At 74.8% G+C, this 12,915-nt stretch carries 12 protein-coding genes; 6 read left to right on the forward strand and 6 right to left on the reverse strand.

The genetic code is table 11. The features are described from left to right. Nucleotides 1-110: 110 nt before the first annotated feature. A complete protein-coding gene (locus AB0G14_RS11355; protein ID WP_357696171.1) occupies nt 111-1,319 on the reverse strand; it encodes a low temperature requirement protein A in 1,209 nt (402 codons plus the stop codon). A gap of 331 nt (nt 1,320-1,650) precedes the next feature. Further along, entirely contained in the window at nt 1,651-2,436 is a 786-nt protein-coding gene (locus tag AB0G14_RS11360) for a hypothetical protein (RefSeq protein ID WP_357696173.1), read from the reverse strand. A gap of 235 nt (nt 2,437-2,671) precedes the next feature. On the opposite strand from AB0G14_RS11360, the gene AB0G14_RS11365 reads away from it, so the two are divergent. The 5 genes from AB0G14_RS11365 to AB0G14_RS11385 all read left to right on the forward strand — a co-directional run bounded on the left by AB0G14_RS11365 (nt 2,672) and on the right by AB0G14_RS11385 (nt 6,740). Then, nucleotides 2,672-3,076 carry an AraC family transcriptional regulator gene (locus tag AB0G14_RS11365; RefSeq protein WP_350706794.1) on the forward strand — a complete coding sequence of 135 codons (405 nt, stop codon included), beginning with the start codon at nt 2,672-2,674 and terminating at the stop codon, nt 3,074-3,076. A gap of 35 nt (nt 3,077-3,111) precedes the next feature. Beyond that, entirely contained in the window at nt 3,112-3,531 is a 420-nt protein-coding gene (locus tag AB0G14_RS11370) for a VOC family protein (RefSeq protein WP_357696176.1), read from the forward strand. 71 nt (nt 3,532-3,602) lie between these two features. After that, complete coding sequence (locus AB0G14_RS11375; protein WP_357696178.1) at nt 3,603-4,232, forward strand: histidine phosphatase family protein; 630 nt, start codon at nt 3,603-3,605, stop codon at nt 4,230-4,232. A gap of 113 nt (nt 4,233-4,345) precedes the next feature. Beyond that, nucleotides 4,346-5,119, forward strand: a complete 774-nt coding sequence (locus tag AB0G14_RS11380) for an enoyl-CoA hydratase/isomerase family protein (RefSeq protein WP_357696180.1) — start codon at nt 4,346-4,348, stop codon at nt 5,117-5,119. Between the two features lie 79 nt (nt 5,120-5,198). After that, nucleotides 5,199-6,740, forward strand: coding sequence for a protein kinase (locus AB0G14_RS11385; RefSeq protein ID WP_357696182.1), 1,542 nt, complete (start codon nt 5,199-5,201; stop codon nt 6,738-6,740). 96 nt (nt 6,741-6,836) lie between these two features. Here AB0G14_RS11385 and AB0G14_RS11390 read toward each other — a convergent pair whose 3' ends face one another. From AB0G14_RS11390 to AB0G14_RS11405, 4 genes are all read right to left on the reverse strand, one after another. Further along, nucleotides 6,837-7,280, reverse strand: coding sequence for an HNH endonuclease (locus AB0G14_RS11390; RefSeq protein WP_350706799.1), 444 nt, complete (start codon nt 7,278-7,280; stop codon nt 6,837-6,839). A 249-nt stretch (nt 7,281-7,529) separates the two neighbouring features. Next, nucleotides 7,530-8,699 (reverse strand): hypothetical protein, encoded by a 1,170-nt coding sequence (locus tag AB0G14_RS11395; protein WP_357696184.1) that lies wholly within the window; start codon nt 8,697-8,699, stop codon nt 7,530-7,532. A 164-nt stretch (nt 8,700-8,863) separates the two neighbouring features. After that, entirely contained in the window at nt 8,864-10,396 is a 1,533-nt protein-coding gene (locus tag AB0G14_RS11400; RefSeq protein ID WP_357696186.1) for an FAD-dependent oxidoreductase, read from the reverse strand. Between the two features lie 99 nt (nt 10,397-10,495). Then, a complete protein-coding gene (locus AB0G14_RS11405) occupies nt 10,496-10,984 on the reverse strand; it encodes an MSMEG_6728 family protein (RefSeq protein ID WP_357696188.1) in 489 nt (162 codons plus the stop codon). A gap of 112 nt (nt 10,985-11,096) precedes the next feature. On the opposite strand from AB0G14_RS11405, the gene AB0G14_RS11410 reads away from it, so the two are divergent. Continuing rightward, nucleotides 11,097-12,887 (forward strand): NAD-binding protein, encoded by a 1,791-nt coding sequence (locus AB0G14_RS11410; RefSeq protein ID WP_357696190.1) that lies wholly within the window; start codon nt 11,097-11,099, stop codon nt 12,885-12,887. The last annotated feature ends 28 nt before the right edge of the window (nt 12,888-12,915 follow it).

The raw sequence follows: 12,915 nt of genomic DNA on the forward strand, positions 1-12,915 counted from the left end.
CCACGAAGCCATGATCCACATCGCCATGATCATGACAATGTCACGCCGACTCGCCCGTACCGGCAACTGGTGACCAGTGTTCCCGGACGCTCACTCAGAGGTAGATCAGCTCATGGTCGGTAGGAGAACTTGTGGCCGGGTGCTGCTGGCTTGGGTACCCGCGGGAACAGCCGCCATGAGATCACGTTGGAGATGGCGACTCCGGTGAGTACGGCGGTGGCCGCGACGGCGACCAGGACCGGGGGGAGCAGGAGCGTCACGGGTGCCAGTGCGGCAAGCGTTAGCAGTCCGATCGGTCGGGACCAGGAGACGTGGCTGAAGGTCACGTAGTCGAGCAGGGCCCGCCCGAACAGGAACACCGCAGGACCGCCGAGGATCACCAGGACCCAGGGCCGCTCGGTGTGACCGAGCGGGTGCGAGATGATCAGTTCGTCGCCGACGGCGGTGAGGCCGACGCCGGTGATCATGATGAGGTGCGCGTATGACGCGAGTCTGCCGACGTATGCCGGAGACGGTGCCGATGCGATCGCGACGGCCAGCAACTCGCCGGCCCGGTAGAAGTAGATCTGCCACAGCAGAACCGTGGTGGCGAACGACACCAGCAGCGCCGCGGCTCGGTCCCGCTCGAGGCCGTACGGGCTTATCTGGATGCCGGAGATCAGAATCGCCTCGCCCAACGCGATGATGAGGAGCTGCCGGTAGCGCTCTGTGAGATGGTCTTCCTGAATCGGATGGGCTCGGAACCCGGCCCGGCCGAGTCGCGGCGTGGGGTAGTCGAGGACGCCCGCGATGTAGTCCAGGGCGACGGCCACGCTCCACCAGGCCAGTCGCGCTCCGGTCTGTGTGAAGGCGCCGGCGATCCACGGGACCGCTGAGATGAGGGCCCAGAAGAGGTTCCGGACGCTGACCAGGCGTATCTCTTTGTTTGTGCCGATCAGAATGATCCAGAGCGGACGGATGATCTGGATCGTGACGTAGACCCCCGCGAAGAGGAAACCACTGTCGCCGTAGGCCCCGGGCACTGCGATGGCCATCAGCAGGCTGCCGAGCGTGGTGCCGATGACCAGTATCTGGATCGCTGGCCGGGTCGAGTCGTACCTGTTGGTCGCCCATACCAGCCGGTACCACACCCACCACAGCGCCAGCGTCAGTACGAATGTGGCGTAGCCACTTCGCAAGCTGAGGTCAGAGACCAGCCGATCGGAGAGTCGGGTGAACGCGAACACGAAAACCACGTCGAACAGCAGCTCCACGAAGCCGGCCCGCTGGGACTGCTTGTACGTCCCCGGCTGCTCACCCGCCCTGCTCTCCATGGCCATGTGGTGACGCTACTTTTGATCGCTTCAGGCGGGTTGCCGAATGCGTTCGCGGCGGCTCGACAGTAACGCCGACAGCAACCGGCCAAGACGGCGACGCGCAGGCAAGCCCAGCGAGAGACGCCAGTTCGAGCATGCGATCGTTCCCGAACGAACGCGGACGTGGTGCACAGAGCTTGTAAGCGAGATGTCGCCGGTTCGCTTCCGGCCGGGGGGCTCCGATTCCATCGGCCGTCCCGCGCCCGGCGAGGACGCGAGCTGTGCCCGCCGGGGAGGGTGCGACTCCGACCGGTCGCCCACCCCGCGTCGCCGGGCGCCCTGCGGCGAGGGGTCGTCAGCTCCACCTCAGCCTGGCGAGTTCCCGCTCGAACTGGGCGAGGGTGAAGGAGGCATCCTCGGCGGGGGCCAGCCGCAGGCTGTAGGTCGCGTCCCCGGCCTCCCACCACACCGTCCACGAGCGTTCCGGGGCGCCGGTGACGACACCCCGGTGCGGGCCGACGCGGACGGTCGCCACAGGCGCAGGGCGTGCCACGTCGGCGGTGCGGCGCGCGGTCACGAGCAGCGTCGCACCGCCCGGGCCGTTGTAGCCCTGGCACCAGCCCTCGTCGCATCCGGTCGAGAAGGGGCTCCACCGCTTGTCGGCGGGCAGGTCCGGCACATGGCGCTCGAAGTAGGTCGGCGGCGGCAGCGTGCCGGCCGCGTCGCGGAGCACCCGGTCGCCGAGCGGCTCCGCCAGGGACACGACGAGGGGGACCCGGGCGCCGCTGGTGGTGCAGTCGGCGGCGGGCACGATTCGGGCCTCGACCGCGACGACCACCTGGGCGTCGTCCCGCGCGGTGATCGTCGCCCGCGGCTGCACGAGGTCCCTGCACCGTGCGTCGCCGGGGCCGACGTGGACGGTGACCGTGGTGTCGTCGCGGCCGACCACCGCCGCCGACCACGGCACCCGGGACGACCCGTCGGGCGACGCTGTCGCCTCGGCCGTGGGCCCGGGTGCTGCCTCGTCGGTGGCCCGGTGTCGGAGGGCGAGACCGCCGACGAGCGCCAGTGCGATGACGGCCGTCGCCGCCGCGAGGGTGGTCCGTCGGGTGCGCTCGTCGCGCCCGTCCCTGGTCGTCATGGCCGCCCTCGTCGTCCGGTGGGAGATGGGAGAGCGGATCGTACGCCGACACCGTCGCTCCCGCCGTCCCGTCGTACGGGCGCGCTCAGGCGGCGGGCTGTCCCCGTACCGTGGTTCCCGCCGCGCCGGCGCCCCCGAATCTGCTCCACGTCCGTCGATGCCGTGCCCGCCGCGGGCGCCGTCCGCCGGGCCGGCAGGGTCGGGCCACCCGGTGACCAGCGCCTATGCTGGGCCGGTGAGCAGGGCGGCGGAGGAGTCGAACCGGGCCATGCTGCGCGCCCGGGACGCCATGGACCGCGCGTACGACCAGCCGCTGGACATCCCGGCGCTGGCCCGCATCGCGTACGTCTCCGAGGCGCACTTCATCCGCACCTTCCGGGCCACCTTCGGCGAGACCCCGCACCGCTACCTCCAGCGGCGGCGGGTGGAGCGGGCGATGTACCTGCTTTTGCACTCCGACCGGGACGTCACCGACATCTGCTACGCGGTCGGCTTCTCCAGCCTGGGCACGTTCAGCCGCACGTTCCGGCAGATCGTCGGGGAACCGCCGTCGGAGTACCGCAGGCGCAGGGCCCCGGTCGCCGCGGTCGTGCCGAGCTGCTTCACCAAGGCGTGGACCCGACCCAGCAGTTTTGGATAAGCAGCAGGTCAGGGCCACCCCGTAGCGTTTCCGGCATGACGATGAACGCGATCAGCCGCTCCCAGATCTACGTCCTCGACCAGGACGAGGCCCTCGACTTCTACGTCGGCAAGCTCGGCATGGAGGTCAACACCGATCAGGACCTCGGCTTCATGCGCTGGCTGACGGTGAACCTGCCCGGCGACCCGGAGCGCGAGATCCTGCTGGAGAAGCCGGGCCCGCCGGCGCTGGACCCGGCCACCGCCGAGCAGGTCCGGGAGCTGCTCACCAAGGGGGCGCTGGGCGGCTTCCTCTTCATGACCACCGACGACGCGCACAAGACGTACGAGGACCTGGTCGCCAAGGGAGTCGACATCACCGACGAGCCGATGGAACGCCCGTACGGGATCGACTTCGGCATCCGCGACCCGTTCGGCAACAAGATCCGCATCGGCCAGATGTTCCCCCGGGGCTGACTGGCGACGGGCCGGCACGATCGGTGGGCGCGCTGCGGCAGCACGCCCACCGATCGCACTGAGGAGACGACGTGGGGACCCGCCTGCTCTACCTGGCCCGGCACGGCGAGCAGCACCGCCCGGTGGGGGCCACGCCGGGCGTCGACCCGCCGGGGAGCGGCCTGTCCGACCGGGGCCGGCGGCAGGCGACGTTGCTCGGTGAGCGGCTGCGCGGCGTGCCGCTCGACGCCGTCCACCACGGCCCGCTGCGGCGCGCCGCCGAGACCGCCGGCCTGGTCGCGGCGGCGCTGCCCGGGATCCCGGTGTACGCCGCCGAGGAGGTCGGCGACCACCTGCCGCACGACACCGACCCGGCCGGCCTGCCGCCCGCGTACGCCCGACTGCTGGCCGGCTTCTCCCCGGCCGAGCGGGCCGACGGGCCGCGGCTGACGGCGGCGGCCGTGCGGCGGTTCGCCACCGCACCGGCGGACGGCGACCGGCGGGACATGGTCGTCACGCACACGTTTCTGATCGCCTGGTTCGTCCGGCACGCACTGGACGCGCCGGAGCGGCGCTGGCTGGGGTTCAACGCGCACAACGGCGGGTTGACGGTGATCCGCTACCGGTCGGGCGGACCGCCGACCCTGCTCGCCGTCAACGACGTCGCCCACCTGCCACCGGAGCTGCGCGCCACCGGCCTGCCGGCGGACCACAGGTACTGACCTGCCACCCCGCGCGGATGGTCGCCGGGCTGCCGCCGTTATGGTCGCCGCACCGGCGCCGTCGACCAGGGCGGCCGGCGTCGCGGCGAGCCGGCGGCACAGGCGAAGGGGTGGTGACGGTGGCGGACGCGGAACTCCTCGTCGAGGTGACCGGGGCGGTGGCGACGGTGGTGATCCACAACCCGGCGCGGCGCAACGCGATGACGGCCGGGATGTGGCGGCGGCTGCCGGGGCTGCTCGACGAACTGGAGGCCGACCCGGCCGTCCGGGTCCTGGTGCTCACCGGCGCCGAGGGCACCTTCTGCGCGGGCGCGGACCTGGCCGAACTGGACGACCTGCTCGACGACGGCGACCTCGACACGGTGGTGGCCGCCGAGCAACGGCTGGCCGCCTTCGCCAAGCCGACCGTCGCCGCCGTCCAGGGCGCCTGCGTGGGCGGCGGCTGCCAGCTCGCGGTCGCCTGCGACCTGCGGATCGCCGCCACCGACGCGCGGTTCGGCGTGCCGCCGGCGCGGCTGGGCCTGGTGTATCCGGCGCCAACCACCCGCCGGCTGGCCCGGCTGGTCGGGCCGGCCGCGGCCAAGCACCTGCTCTTCACCGCCGAGCTGATCGACGCCGACCGCGCGCTGCGGATCGGGCTGGTCGACGAGGTGCTGCCCGTCGACCGGCTCGCCGCCCGGGTGGACGAGGTCACCGCCGCCGTGGTCGCCCGGTCGCAGCTCACCGTGGCGGCCGCCAAGGAGATCATCGACGGTCGGGCGGACGAGGACCGGGTCGCCTGGTGGCACGGTCAGGTGCGGGCCAGCGGCGAGGCCCGCGAGGGCGTCGCGGCCGTCCACGAGCGTCGCCCGCCCCGCTTCGGCTGGACACCGCCGGTCCGGCACTGACCGGCCCGACCGGGCCGCGTGCCGGACACGGTCCGCGCATGGGTGGTGCCGGGCGGTGCGGTGGGGCAGGCTGTCCGCTGTGCAGCGTGATCAGTTGCTCGCAGGCCGCTACCGGCTGGGCGGGCGTCTCGGCAGGGGCGGCATGTCCGAGGTCTACCGGGCGCACGACGAGGTGCTGGAACGCGACGTCGCGGTGAAGGTGCTCGTGGCGGCGGACCCGTCGGCCCGGCGGCGGATCCAGGCCGAGGCGAAGGCGGCGGCCAGGCTCTCGCACCCGAACGTCACCGCCGTCCACGACTACGGGGAGTCCCTCCTCTTCGACCGGTACGCGCCCTTCGTGGTCATGGAACTGCTCTCCGGCCGTACGCTCGCGCAGCGGCTCGCCGCCGGGCCGCTGCCGCCCCGGGACGCCCTGCGGGTCTGCGCGGAGGTCGCCGCCGGTCTCGGCGCCGCCCACGCCGAGGGGCTGGTGCACCGCGACGTCAAGCCCGAGAACGTCGTGCTGACCCCGACGGGGGCGAAGGTGGTCGACTTCGGGATCGCCGCCGTCGCCGGCACGCCCGAGATCGACTTCGAGGGACGGCTGCTCGGCACCCCGGCCTACCTGGCCCCCGAGCGGCTCGCCGCCGGCGAGGTACTGCCCGCCTCCGACGTCTACGCGCTCGGCCTGCTCGTGCACCAGGCGCTCGCCGGCCGGCTGCCGTGGCACAGCGAGACGCCGACCGGGATGCTGCGCGCCCACGCGTACGCCGAGCCGGGCCCGCTGCCGGAGGTCGACGGCGTGCCCCCCGAGGTCGGCCGGCTGTACCGGCGGTGCCTGGCCAAGGACCCGGGCGACCGGCCGTCGGCCGTCGAGGCGGCCCGCGTCCTCGCCGGGGCGCTCGCCCGGATGCCGCATTCGGAGGCGGCGCCGGCCGGGACCGCGCCCGCCGCCGGGGGCGGCGTCCGCCCGGGGCGCCGGGGCTGGCGGTCGAGGCGGAGCTCGTGGGCGCTGGTGGCGGTGGGCGCGGTGGTGGTCGGCGTGGTGGTGGCCGGGACGCTCGGCGACCCCTCCGTCCAGCGGTCCGGCCCGCCCGACGAGCCCCGCACCGGCATCGGCACCGGCACGCTGGGCTCCACCGGGGTCGCCCTGCCGGTCACCGCCGACGCGCCGAAGCGGCCGGGTGCCCCCGACGCGGGTCCGCCGGCCGGGTCGGCGACCGCCGGGCGGTCCAGTCCCGGACCGGTCGCGCCCACTGGAGCCAGCCCGACCGCCCCGGCGCCGACCGGCGGCGCCGAGCCGTCTCCCACGCCTGGCCGGCCGTCCGGGGTGGACGTGAACTCGCGCGGCGGGGTGGTGACGGTCCGCTGCGACCGAAAGCTGGCCGAGGTGGTCGACGTGACCCCGGCCGCCGGCCACCACGTCGAGGAGTACGCGCCGGGCCCGGCGCGGGAGGTGCGGGTCGAGCTGGTCGCCGCCGACCGCCGCAGTGTGATCACCGTGCGCTGCGCCGACGGCCGCCCGGTGCCCCGCGTCAAGGAGTCCCGGGCCAAGAAGTCCCGCGTCAGGGAGTCCCGCGTCAGGGAGTCCCGGGCCAAGGAGTCCCGCGTCAGGGAGCCTCGGACCAGGGAGCCTCGGTAGCCGGGGCGGCGGGGCTGCGCCCCGGGGAGGGGCCGGCGGGCGCCGCGCCAGGGGTCGTACCCCCGACGCGGCCCCCCGTTCCCGCCGGCCGGTCCGTCACCGCCCGGCCAGCGCCGCCCAGCTCGGGGTCGCCGGCTCGCGCCGCAGCGGCATACCCGCCTCGGCCGGCGTCCGGTCGCCCTTGCGCTGGTTGCAGTCGTAGCAGGCGGCGGTCGTGTTCCGCCACGTGTTCCGGCCGCCGCGCGAGCGGGGCAGGATGTGGTCGATGGTGCCGGCCGATCCGCCGCAGTACGCGCAGCACCGCCCGTCCCGGCGCAGCACCCCGGCCCGCGACCACGCCGGCCCGGCGCTGAACCGCCAGCGGGTCACCACGTAGCGGACGAGGCGGACCACCCGGGGGACCGGGAAGACCCCGATCACCCGGTCCGGTTCGGCCTCGTGGATCTCGGCGACCCGGCGGCAGAGCATCCGGATCGCGTGCTGGACGGTGACCCGGTGCAGCGGGCCGAGGTCGGCGTTGACGACGAGGACGGCGTCCACCGGTGTCTCCCTTCGTGGCGGTGACGATCTGGACGGGCCGGACAGCGAAAGAGCCGCCCGGTCCGGGGTGTGGACGGGCGGCTCGACGGCGTGCGGGCACGCGTCAGCCGGGCCGGCCACCCTCGGGGCCTTCGGCTCGGCAACCGCCGCCACTCGCCGATGACGCCGGGCCGGGCAGCCGCGACGGCACACAGGTGACGTGCGACATCGACATGGACGGCTCCCGCGGCGGTGGTTGACCTTGCGGGATCACGGTAGGTCGGCGGGCGAGAGACGGGCAACGGATTTCGATCGAGCGGCCGTCTCGTCGGGGCGGCGCTGCCGGCGGGCCCGGCCGGCGGCCCGCGCGGCGGCCAGCGGCCGGTCGATCCGTAGCGCCATCCGCACCGTCAGCTCGCTCTCCAGCAGCGGCCGGTTGACCTCTCCGGCGACCGCGAGCGCCGGCCCGGAGACCGTGCGCCAGATCGCGGCCGTCCCCGCGCCCAGCCCGAGCAGGGCCACGGCGGCCCGGGTCGCCGGCGAGCCGGCCGCCGCGAGCGCGCTCACCCCCACCACGGCGAACAGCACCGCGAGCAGCGGTACGAGCACCGGCCAGAAGATCCCCCGGGCGGCCTGCACCACCAGCCGCCGGTCCCGGATGATCAGGTTCCGGGCGACGACCGCGTAGTCCTCCTCGTCCAGCAGGTCCCTCGGGTGCAGGCCGCCGGTGAGCACGCCCCGCCACAGGTCGCCCTGGTTGCGCAGCTCGCGGGCCAGGTCCGGCAGCCCCGCCTCGGTCGGGTCGCCGACGCCCGCCCGGGTGACCGCCGACGCCCACGCCGACAGTGACCGGCGGACCACGGCGGCCGAGTACGGCGGCAGCACGGTGGCCAGCTCGTCCAGCCAGCGGCTGAGCTGGATCTGCCGGCCGCCGAAGCGCCCCGCCACCTGGTCGGCGTCACCGTGCCGCGCCGTGTCGGCCAGCGAGCGTCCCAGCCGGTACGCCAGGCCGACCCGGTGGTTGGTGGCCATCGTCCAGCGCAGCACGTCCACGTTCAGGTCGTCGAGGGCGAGCAGCAGGTCCTCCCCGGCTCCGCCCGTCACCCGGTCCCTCGCCCCGGCCGTGGACGGCGCGGGGGCGTCGCGCCGGGTCAGTTCGGCGATCTGGCCGAGCGCCACCTCCACCCCGTCCAGGTACATCTGCATGCGCCGCCGCCCCGACATCTCGGTCAGGTTGGACAGCTTCGCCGGCGCGCCCGCCGGCCGGTCGTCTCCGGCGTCGAGCAGCTCGGCGGTCTGGGCGTGGTGGTACGCGTCCGCCATCCACCACCCGAGCCGCAGGGCGGTCACGATGCAGGCCCGCTCGTCCCGGATCAGCGGGTACGCGTCGTCCCGCGGTACGTCGGCGACGAGCGGGCCGTCGTCCCCGCGCGGCGACATCCCGCTGACCTCCCGGCTCACCCCAGGCGATCAGCCTAGGCGAGCCAGTCGACCTTTTTGCCCTTTTCATCACCCTCGCCACCGCCACCCGGTGCCCGCCACCCGCCACCCGCCGCCCACCACCCGTGGCCGTCGCCGTCGCGGTGGCCGTCACCCGGTGGTCGTCACCGTCTCCGGGCGAGCAGGCCCCGGGGCCGGATCGAACGGACCGGCTCGGCCGCGCCGCCCTCGGCCCGCAGGACGTGGTTGGCCGCGACGATTCCCGTCGCCGCCGCGCGTTCCATCAGCGCGCTCGGGAAGTCGGTCCGGATGCCGTCGCCGGCCAGGTAGAGCCCGTCGGCGTCGGTGCGCACCCCCGGCCGCCGGGCGTGGCTGCCCGGGGTGAACGCCGGCGCCTGCGCCGCCACCCGGGCGCGCACCTCCCGGACCCGCAGCCCGGCCGCCTCCGGCCAGAGCGCGGTCAGCTCGGCCCGCATCCGCTCGGCCAGCTCCGTCGCGGGCACGCCCGGCTCGCAGGCGTACGCGTGCAGCTCCAGCACGGAGCCGCCGGTGCGGGCGGCCCAGCGGCGGGGCTCGTCCTCCAGCCGGTGGTAGAGGGTCACCGAGTCCAGGGTCGGCTGCCGGGACACCCCGCTGAACACCGCCCGGTCGGCGGCCACGTCCCCGTCGCACCAGTAGCGCGCGACCGCGTACGGCGGACCGGGCCGGCCGAACGCGGGCAACCGCTCCACCAGCGCGGGCGCGTGGTCGACCAGGCCGGGCGAGGCGGCGACCAGCGCGGCCAGGGCGGGCGGGTCGACGGCGAGCACCACGTGCCGGGCGGCGTACGACGTGCCGTCGGCGGTGGCCACCCGCCACCCGGCGCCGTCGCGGGTCAGCGCGGTGGCGGGGGTCCCGGTGCGCACCCGGCCGCCGTGCCTCTCCACGTGCCGGGCCAGCGGCTCCCAGATCGCCGTCGCGTAGTCCTCGTCGGGGCAGTCGAAGGCCAGCCCCTCGGGGTTGCCCAGCAGGTAGAAGTGGAACTGCGCGATCATCTCCGCCGCCGACATCTCCGCCTCGTGGTTGAAGAACGAGTGGGAGAAGACCTCGAAGAGCATCGCGCGGGCCCGGTCCGGCAGCCGCAGCGAGGTGAGCAGCTCGTCGGCGGTGGTGTCGTCGAACTCGGCGTAGGTGCGCACCGGGTCGTAGGTGAGCAGCGGCAGCGCCGCGTCCCGGTCCATGCCGCGCAGGTCGCCCAGGCGCAGGCTCGGGCTGCGCAGCAGCAGGGCCAGCAGGTTCGCCGGAGGCGCGGGCGGCAACCGGCCGAACTCCTCGGTCGGCCAGCGGGCGCTCAGGATCGGGTAGCCGGGGACCGGCCGGAGGAAGCCGAGCCCCGGGTCGGCGCGGCGCAGGATCGACCGCCAGTTGTAGTACTGCCGGAAGAACGCGTGGAAGCCGTGCTCGTTCGTCTGTCGCGTGCCGTCGGCCAGCGTCTCCCGCCAGGCCCCGAGCCGGCCGCCGAGGGTCGGTGCGGCCTCCAGCACGGTCACCGCCACGCCGCGCTCGGCCAGCACCACCGCCGCCGACATGCCGGCGATCCCGCCGCCGACCACCACCACCTCGACCGGGCGCGGCACGCGGGGGGCGCCACCGCCGCCCGGGTCCACCTCGTGCTGGCGTACGCCGAGGAGCCGACCGACCACCTGCGACAGCGCCATGTGCACCTTCCCGCCGGGGTGGGCTTCCAGTCTGCCCGCCCTCAGGCGTTAGGAAGGGCCCCTTGTACAACGCCAGGCGTTAACAAGGTGCCCTTCCTTTCACTGCGGCGGGAGGCAGCGCCGTTCGCGGTCGGAGGCCGGCCAGACGTACTCCAGGTCGGGCGGGACGTCATCGCCGAAGATCGGGCCGTAGTGCCCGGGGTCCTTGCGCAGCAGCGACGAGCGGTGGCTCAGGTGCAGGTCGTCGCGGCCCAGCCAGGGCGGCAGCTCGCCGGCCTCGGCCAGCTCCACCTGGGTGCGGACGCGGGTCAGCCCGCAGGCGGCGGCGAGGTCGGTGGTCATCGTGGTCGCGCAGGTGTCGGCCCGGCCGGGCTCGCACCAGACCGCGCACACGTCCAGTCCGTACCGGGTGAGGGCCTCCTCGTACCCGGCCCACATCTTCACCGCCGGGTGGTTGCGCCAGCCGTACGTGGGGCGGGTCAGCCCGCGCAGCACCTGGATGGTCTCCACCCGCTGCTTGCCCAGCCGCCTCTGGTCCAGCGTCCGGGCGCTGGCCAGGAAGTCCGGGTACGGCAGGAACGTCTGCATGCCGCTGGTCTACCCGCCGGGGGGCCGCGGAATCTGCCCGACGCGGCGGGACATGCCCGACGACCAGCGCTCATGATCGCGGGGCTGCGCGGGGCGCGACCGGCTGACTACGATGCGGCGCATGGCGGAGCCCCTGCTGGATCGTGCGCGGCGGGCGGGGCGTCGGCTCCGGGCCAACGGGGACGCGCGGGCGCACTACGTGGTCTGCGGGCGGGACGCCCTCGCCTACTGGGTGGTGCGCGCGCTGCTCGCCACCGAGTTGCAGGCGACGGGCCGCGTCCGGATCACCCTGGTGGTGCCGGAACGACCGCGCTCCGACGAGCCGGACGGGCGGGACCTCCAGGGCGTCGAGGTGGTCCGGGCCGACCGGCTGGACGAGGTCACCTTCCAGCGGGCCGGGCTGGCCGGCGCCGACGGGCTGGCCCTGCTGCACCAGGACGACGTCGGCAACATGCACGCCGCGCTCTGCGCCCAGGAGGTCGAGCCCCGGCTGCGGCTGGTGGTGCGAATGTTCAACACCGGGCTCGCCAACGGGGTGCGGCAGATCTTCCCCGACTCCGCGGTGCTCTCCGACGCGTCGATGGCCGCCCCCGCCTTCGTGGCCGCCGCGCTCGGCGAGGTCGCCCCGACCCACTTCCGGCACGGCGGGCGCACCCTCTACGTGGCCCGCCGCGACGACGTACGCCCGGGCGACGTGGTCTGCGGGGTGGCCGACACCCACGACCCGCAGCAGGTCCGGGTGCTGCCCGCCGAGGAGTCCGCCGCGGACGTGGTGCTCGCCGAGGCGACCGGGGCACCGCCCGGCACCGAGGTGGCCGCGCGCCGGCTGGTGCGGGCCCGGCGGCGTCGCCGCCCGGTGACCGTGCTGCTCCGCGCGGTGCGCAGCTTCGCCACCCGCAAGATCGGCATCGCGGTGATCACGCTGCTGGCGGTGATCGGGGTGCTCGGCTGGCTCAACGGCAGCGCCACGAACGCCAACTGGGGCGACTCGCTCTACCTCACGCTCGTGACGACGCTGAGCGGGCAGGACCCGGATCCGAACAAGCCGGTCGCCCAGCAGGTCATGCAGGTGGTGCTCAACCTCGCCGGGCTGGCGCTGATCCCGCTGATCACCGCCGTGGTGGTGGACGGGATCGTCAACGCCCGGCTGGCGTTGCACTCCGGCCGGATCCAGCCGGAGCGGTCCGGGCACGTGGTCGTGGTCGGGCTGGGCAACGTCGGCACCCGGGTGATGGCCCAGCTCTGCGACTTCGGCGTCGAGGTGGTGGCGATCGACAAGCTGCCCGAGCCGCGCGGTGCGGCGCTCGCCCGCCGGCTCGGCGTCCCGCTGATCGTGGGCGACGCCGCGCTGGAGGAGACCCTCCAGGCGGCGTCCGTGGGCACCTGCCAGGCGCTGGTGGTGGTCTCCACCGACGACGAGACGAACCTCCAGGCGGCGCTGAACGGCCGGGCGGTCAACCCCGAACTCCAGGTGGTGCTGCGCCTCTTCGACGGCCACTTCGCCGAGCGCGTCCAGCAGGCGTTCGGCATCGGCGTCTCGCGCAGCGTGTCGTACCTGGCCGCGCCGTCGTTCGCCGCCGCGCTGCTGGACCGCGCGGTGATCGCCACCATCCCCGTCGGCCGGCACGCGCTGCTGGTCACCGAGGTCTCCGTCGCCGCCGGATCGTCGCTGGACGGGCGGCCGCTCGCCGCGGTCGGGCGGGCCGAGAGCGTACGCCTGCTCGCGCACGCCCGGGCCGGTCAGCGCCTCGACTGGGCGCCCGACCCGCGCCTGGTGATCGTCGCGGGGGACCGGCTGACGGTGGTGGCCCGCCGGGCCGGCCTGAACGCCCTGCTGCGCGAGGCGGCGCCGCCCCCGCCGGAGGATCCCGCCGCGCCGGCGCCCCGGCAGCCGGAGGAGTGACCGTCCGGTCCGACGGTCCGACGGTCCG

Source organism: Micromonospora sp. NPDC023814 (assembly GCF_040639595.1).
Classification (GTDB): Bacteria; Actinomycetota; Actinomycetes; order Mycobacteriales; family Micromonosporaceae; genus Micromonospora.

Bases quoted from the DNA above. Each gene is read 5' to 3' on its own strand.
- AB0G14_RS11355 (WP_357696171.1), bottom strand. From the start codon at position 1,319: ATGGCCATGGAGAGCAGGGCGGGTGAGCAGCCGGGGACGTACAAGCAG.
- AB0G14_RS11360 (WP_357696173.1), bottom strand. From the start codon at position 2,436: ATGACGACCAGGGACGGGCGCGACGAGCGCACCCGACGGACCACCCTC.
- AB0G14_RS11370 (WP_357696176.1), top strand. From the start codon at position 3,112: ATGACGATGAACGCGATCAGCCGCTCCCAGATCTACGTCCTCGACCAG.
- AB0G14_RS11395 (WP_357696184.1), bottom strand. From the start codon at position 8,699: ATGTCGCCGCGCGGGGACGACGGCCCGCTCGTCGCCGACGTACCGCGG.
- AB0G14_RS11400 (WP_357696186.1), bottom strand. From the start codon at position 10,396: ATGGCGCTGTCGCAGGTGGTCGGTCGGCTCCTCGGCGTACGCCAGCAC.
- AB0G14_RS11405 (WP_357696188.1), bottom strand. From the start codon at position 10,984: ATGCAGACGTTCCTGCCGTACCCGGACTTCCTGGCCAGCGCCCGGACG.
- AB0G14_RS11410 (WP_357696190.1), top strand. From the start codon at position 11,097: ATGCGGCGCATGGCGGAGCCCCTGCTGGATCGTGCGCGGCGGGCGGGG.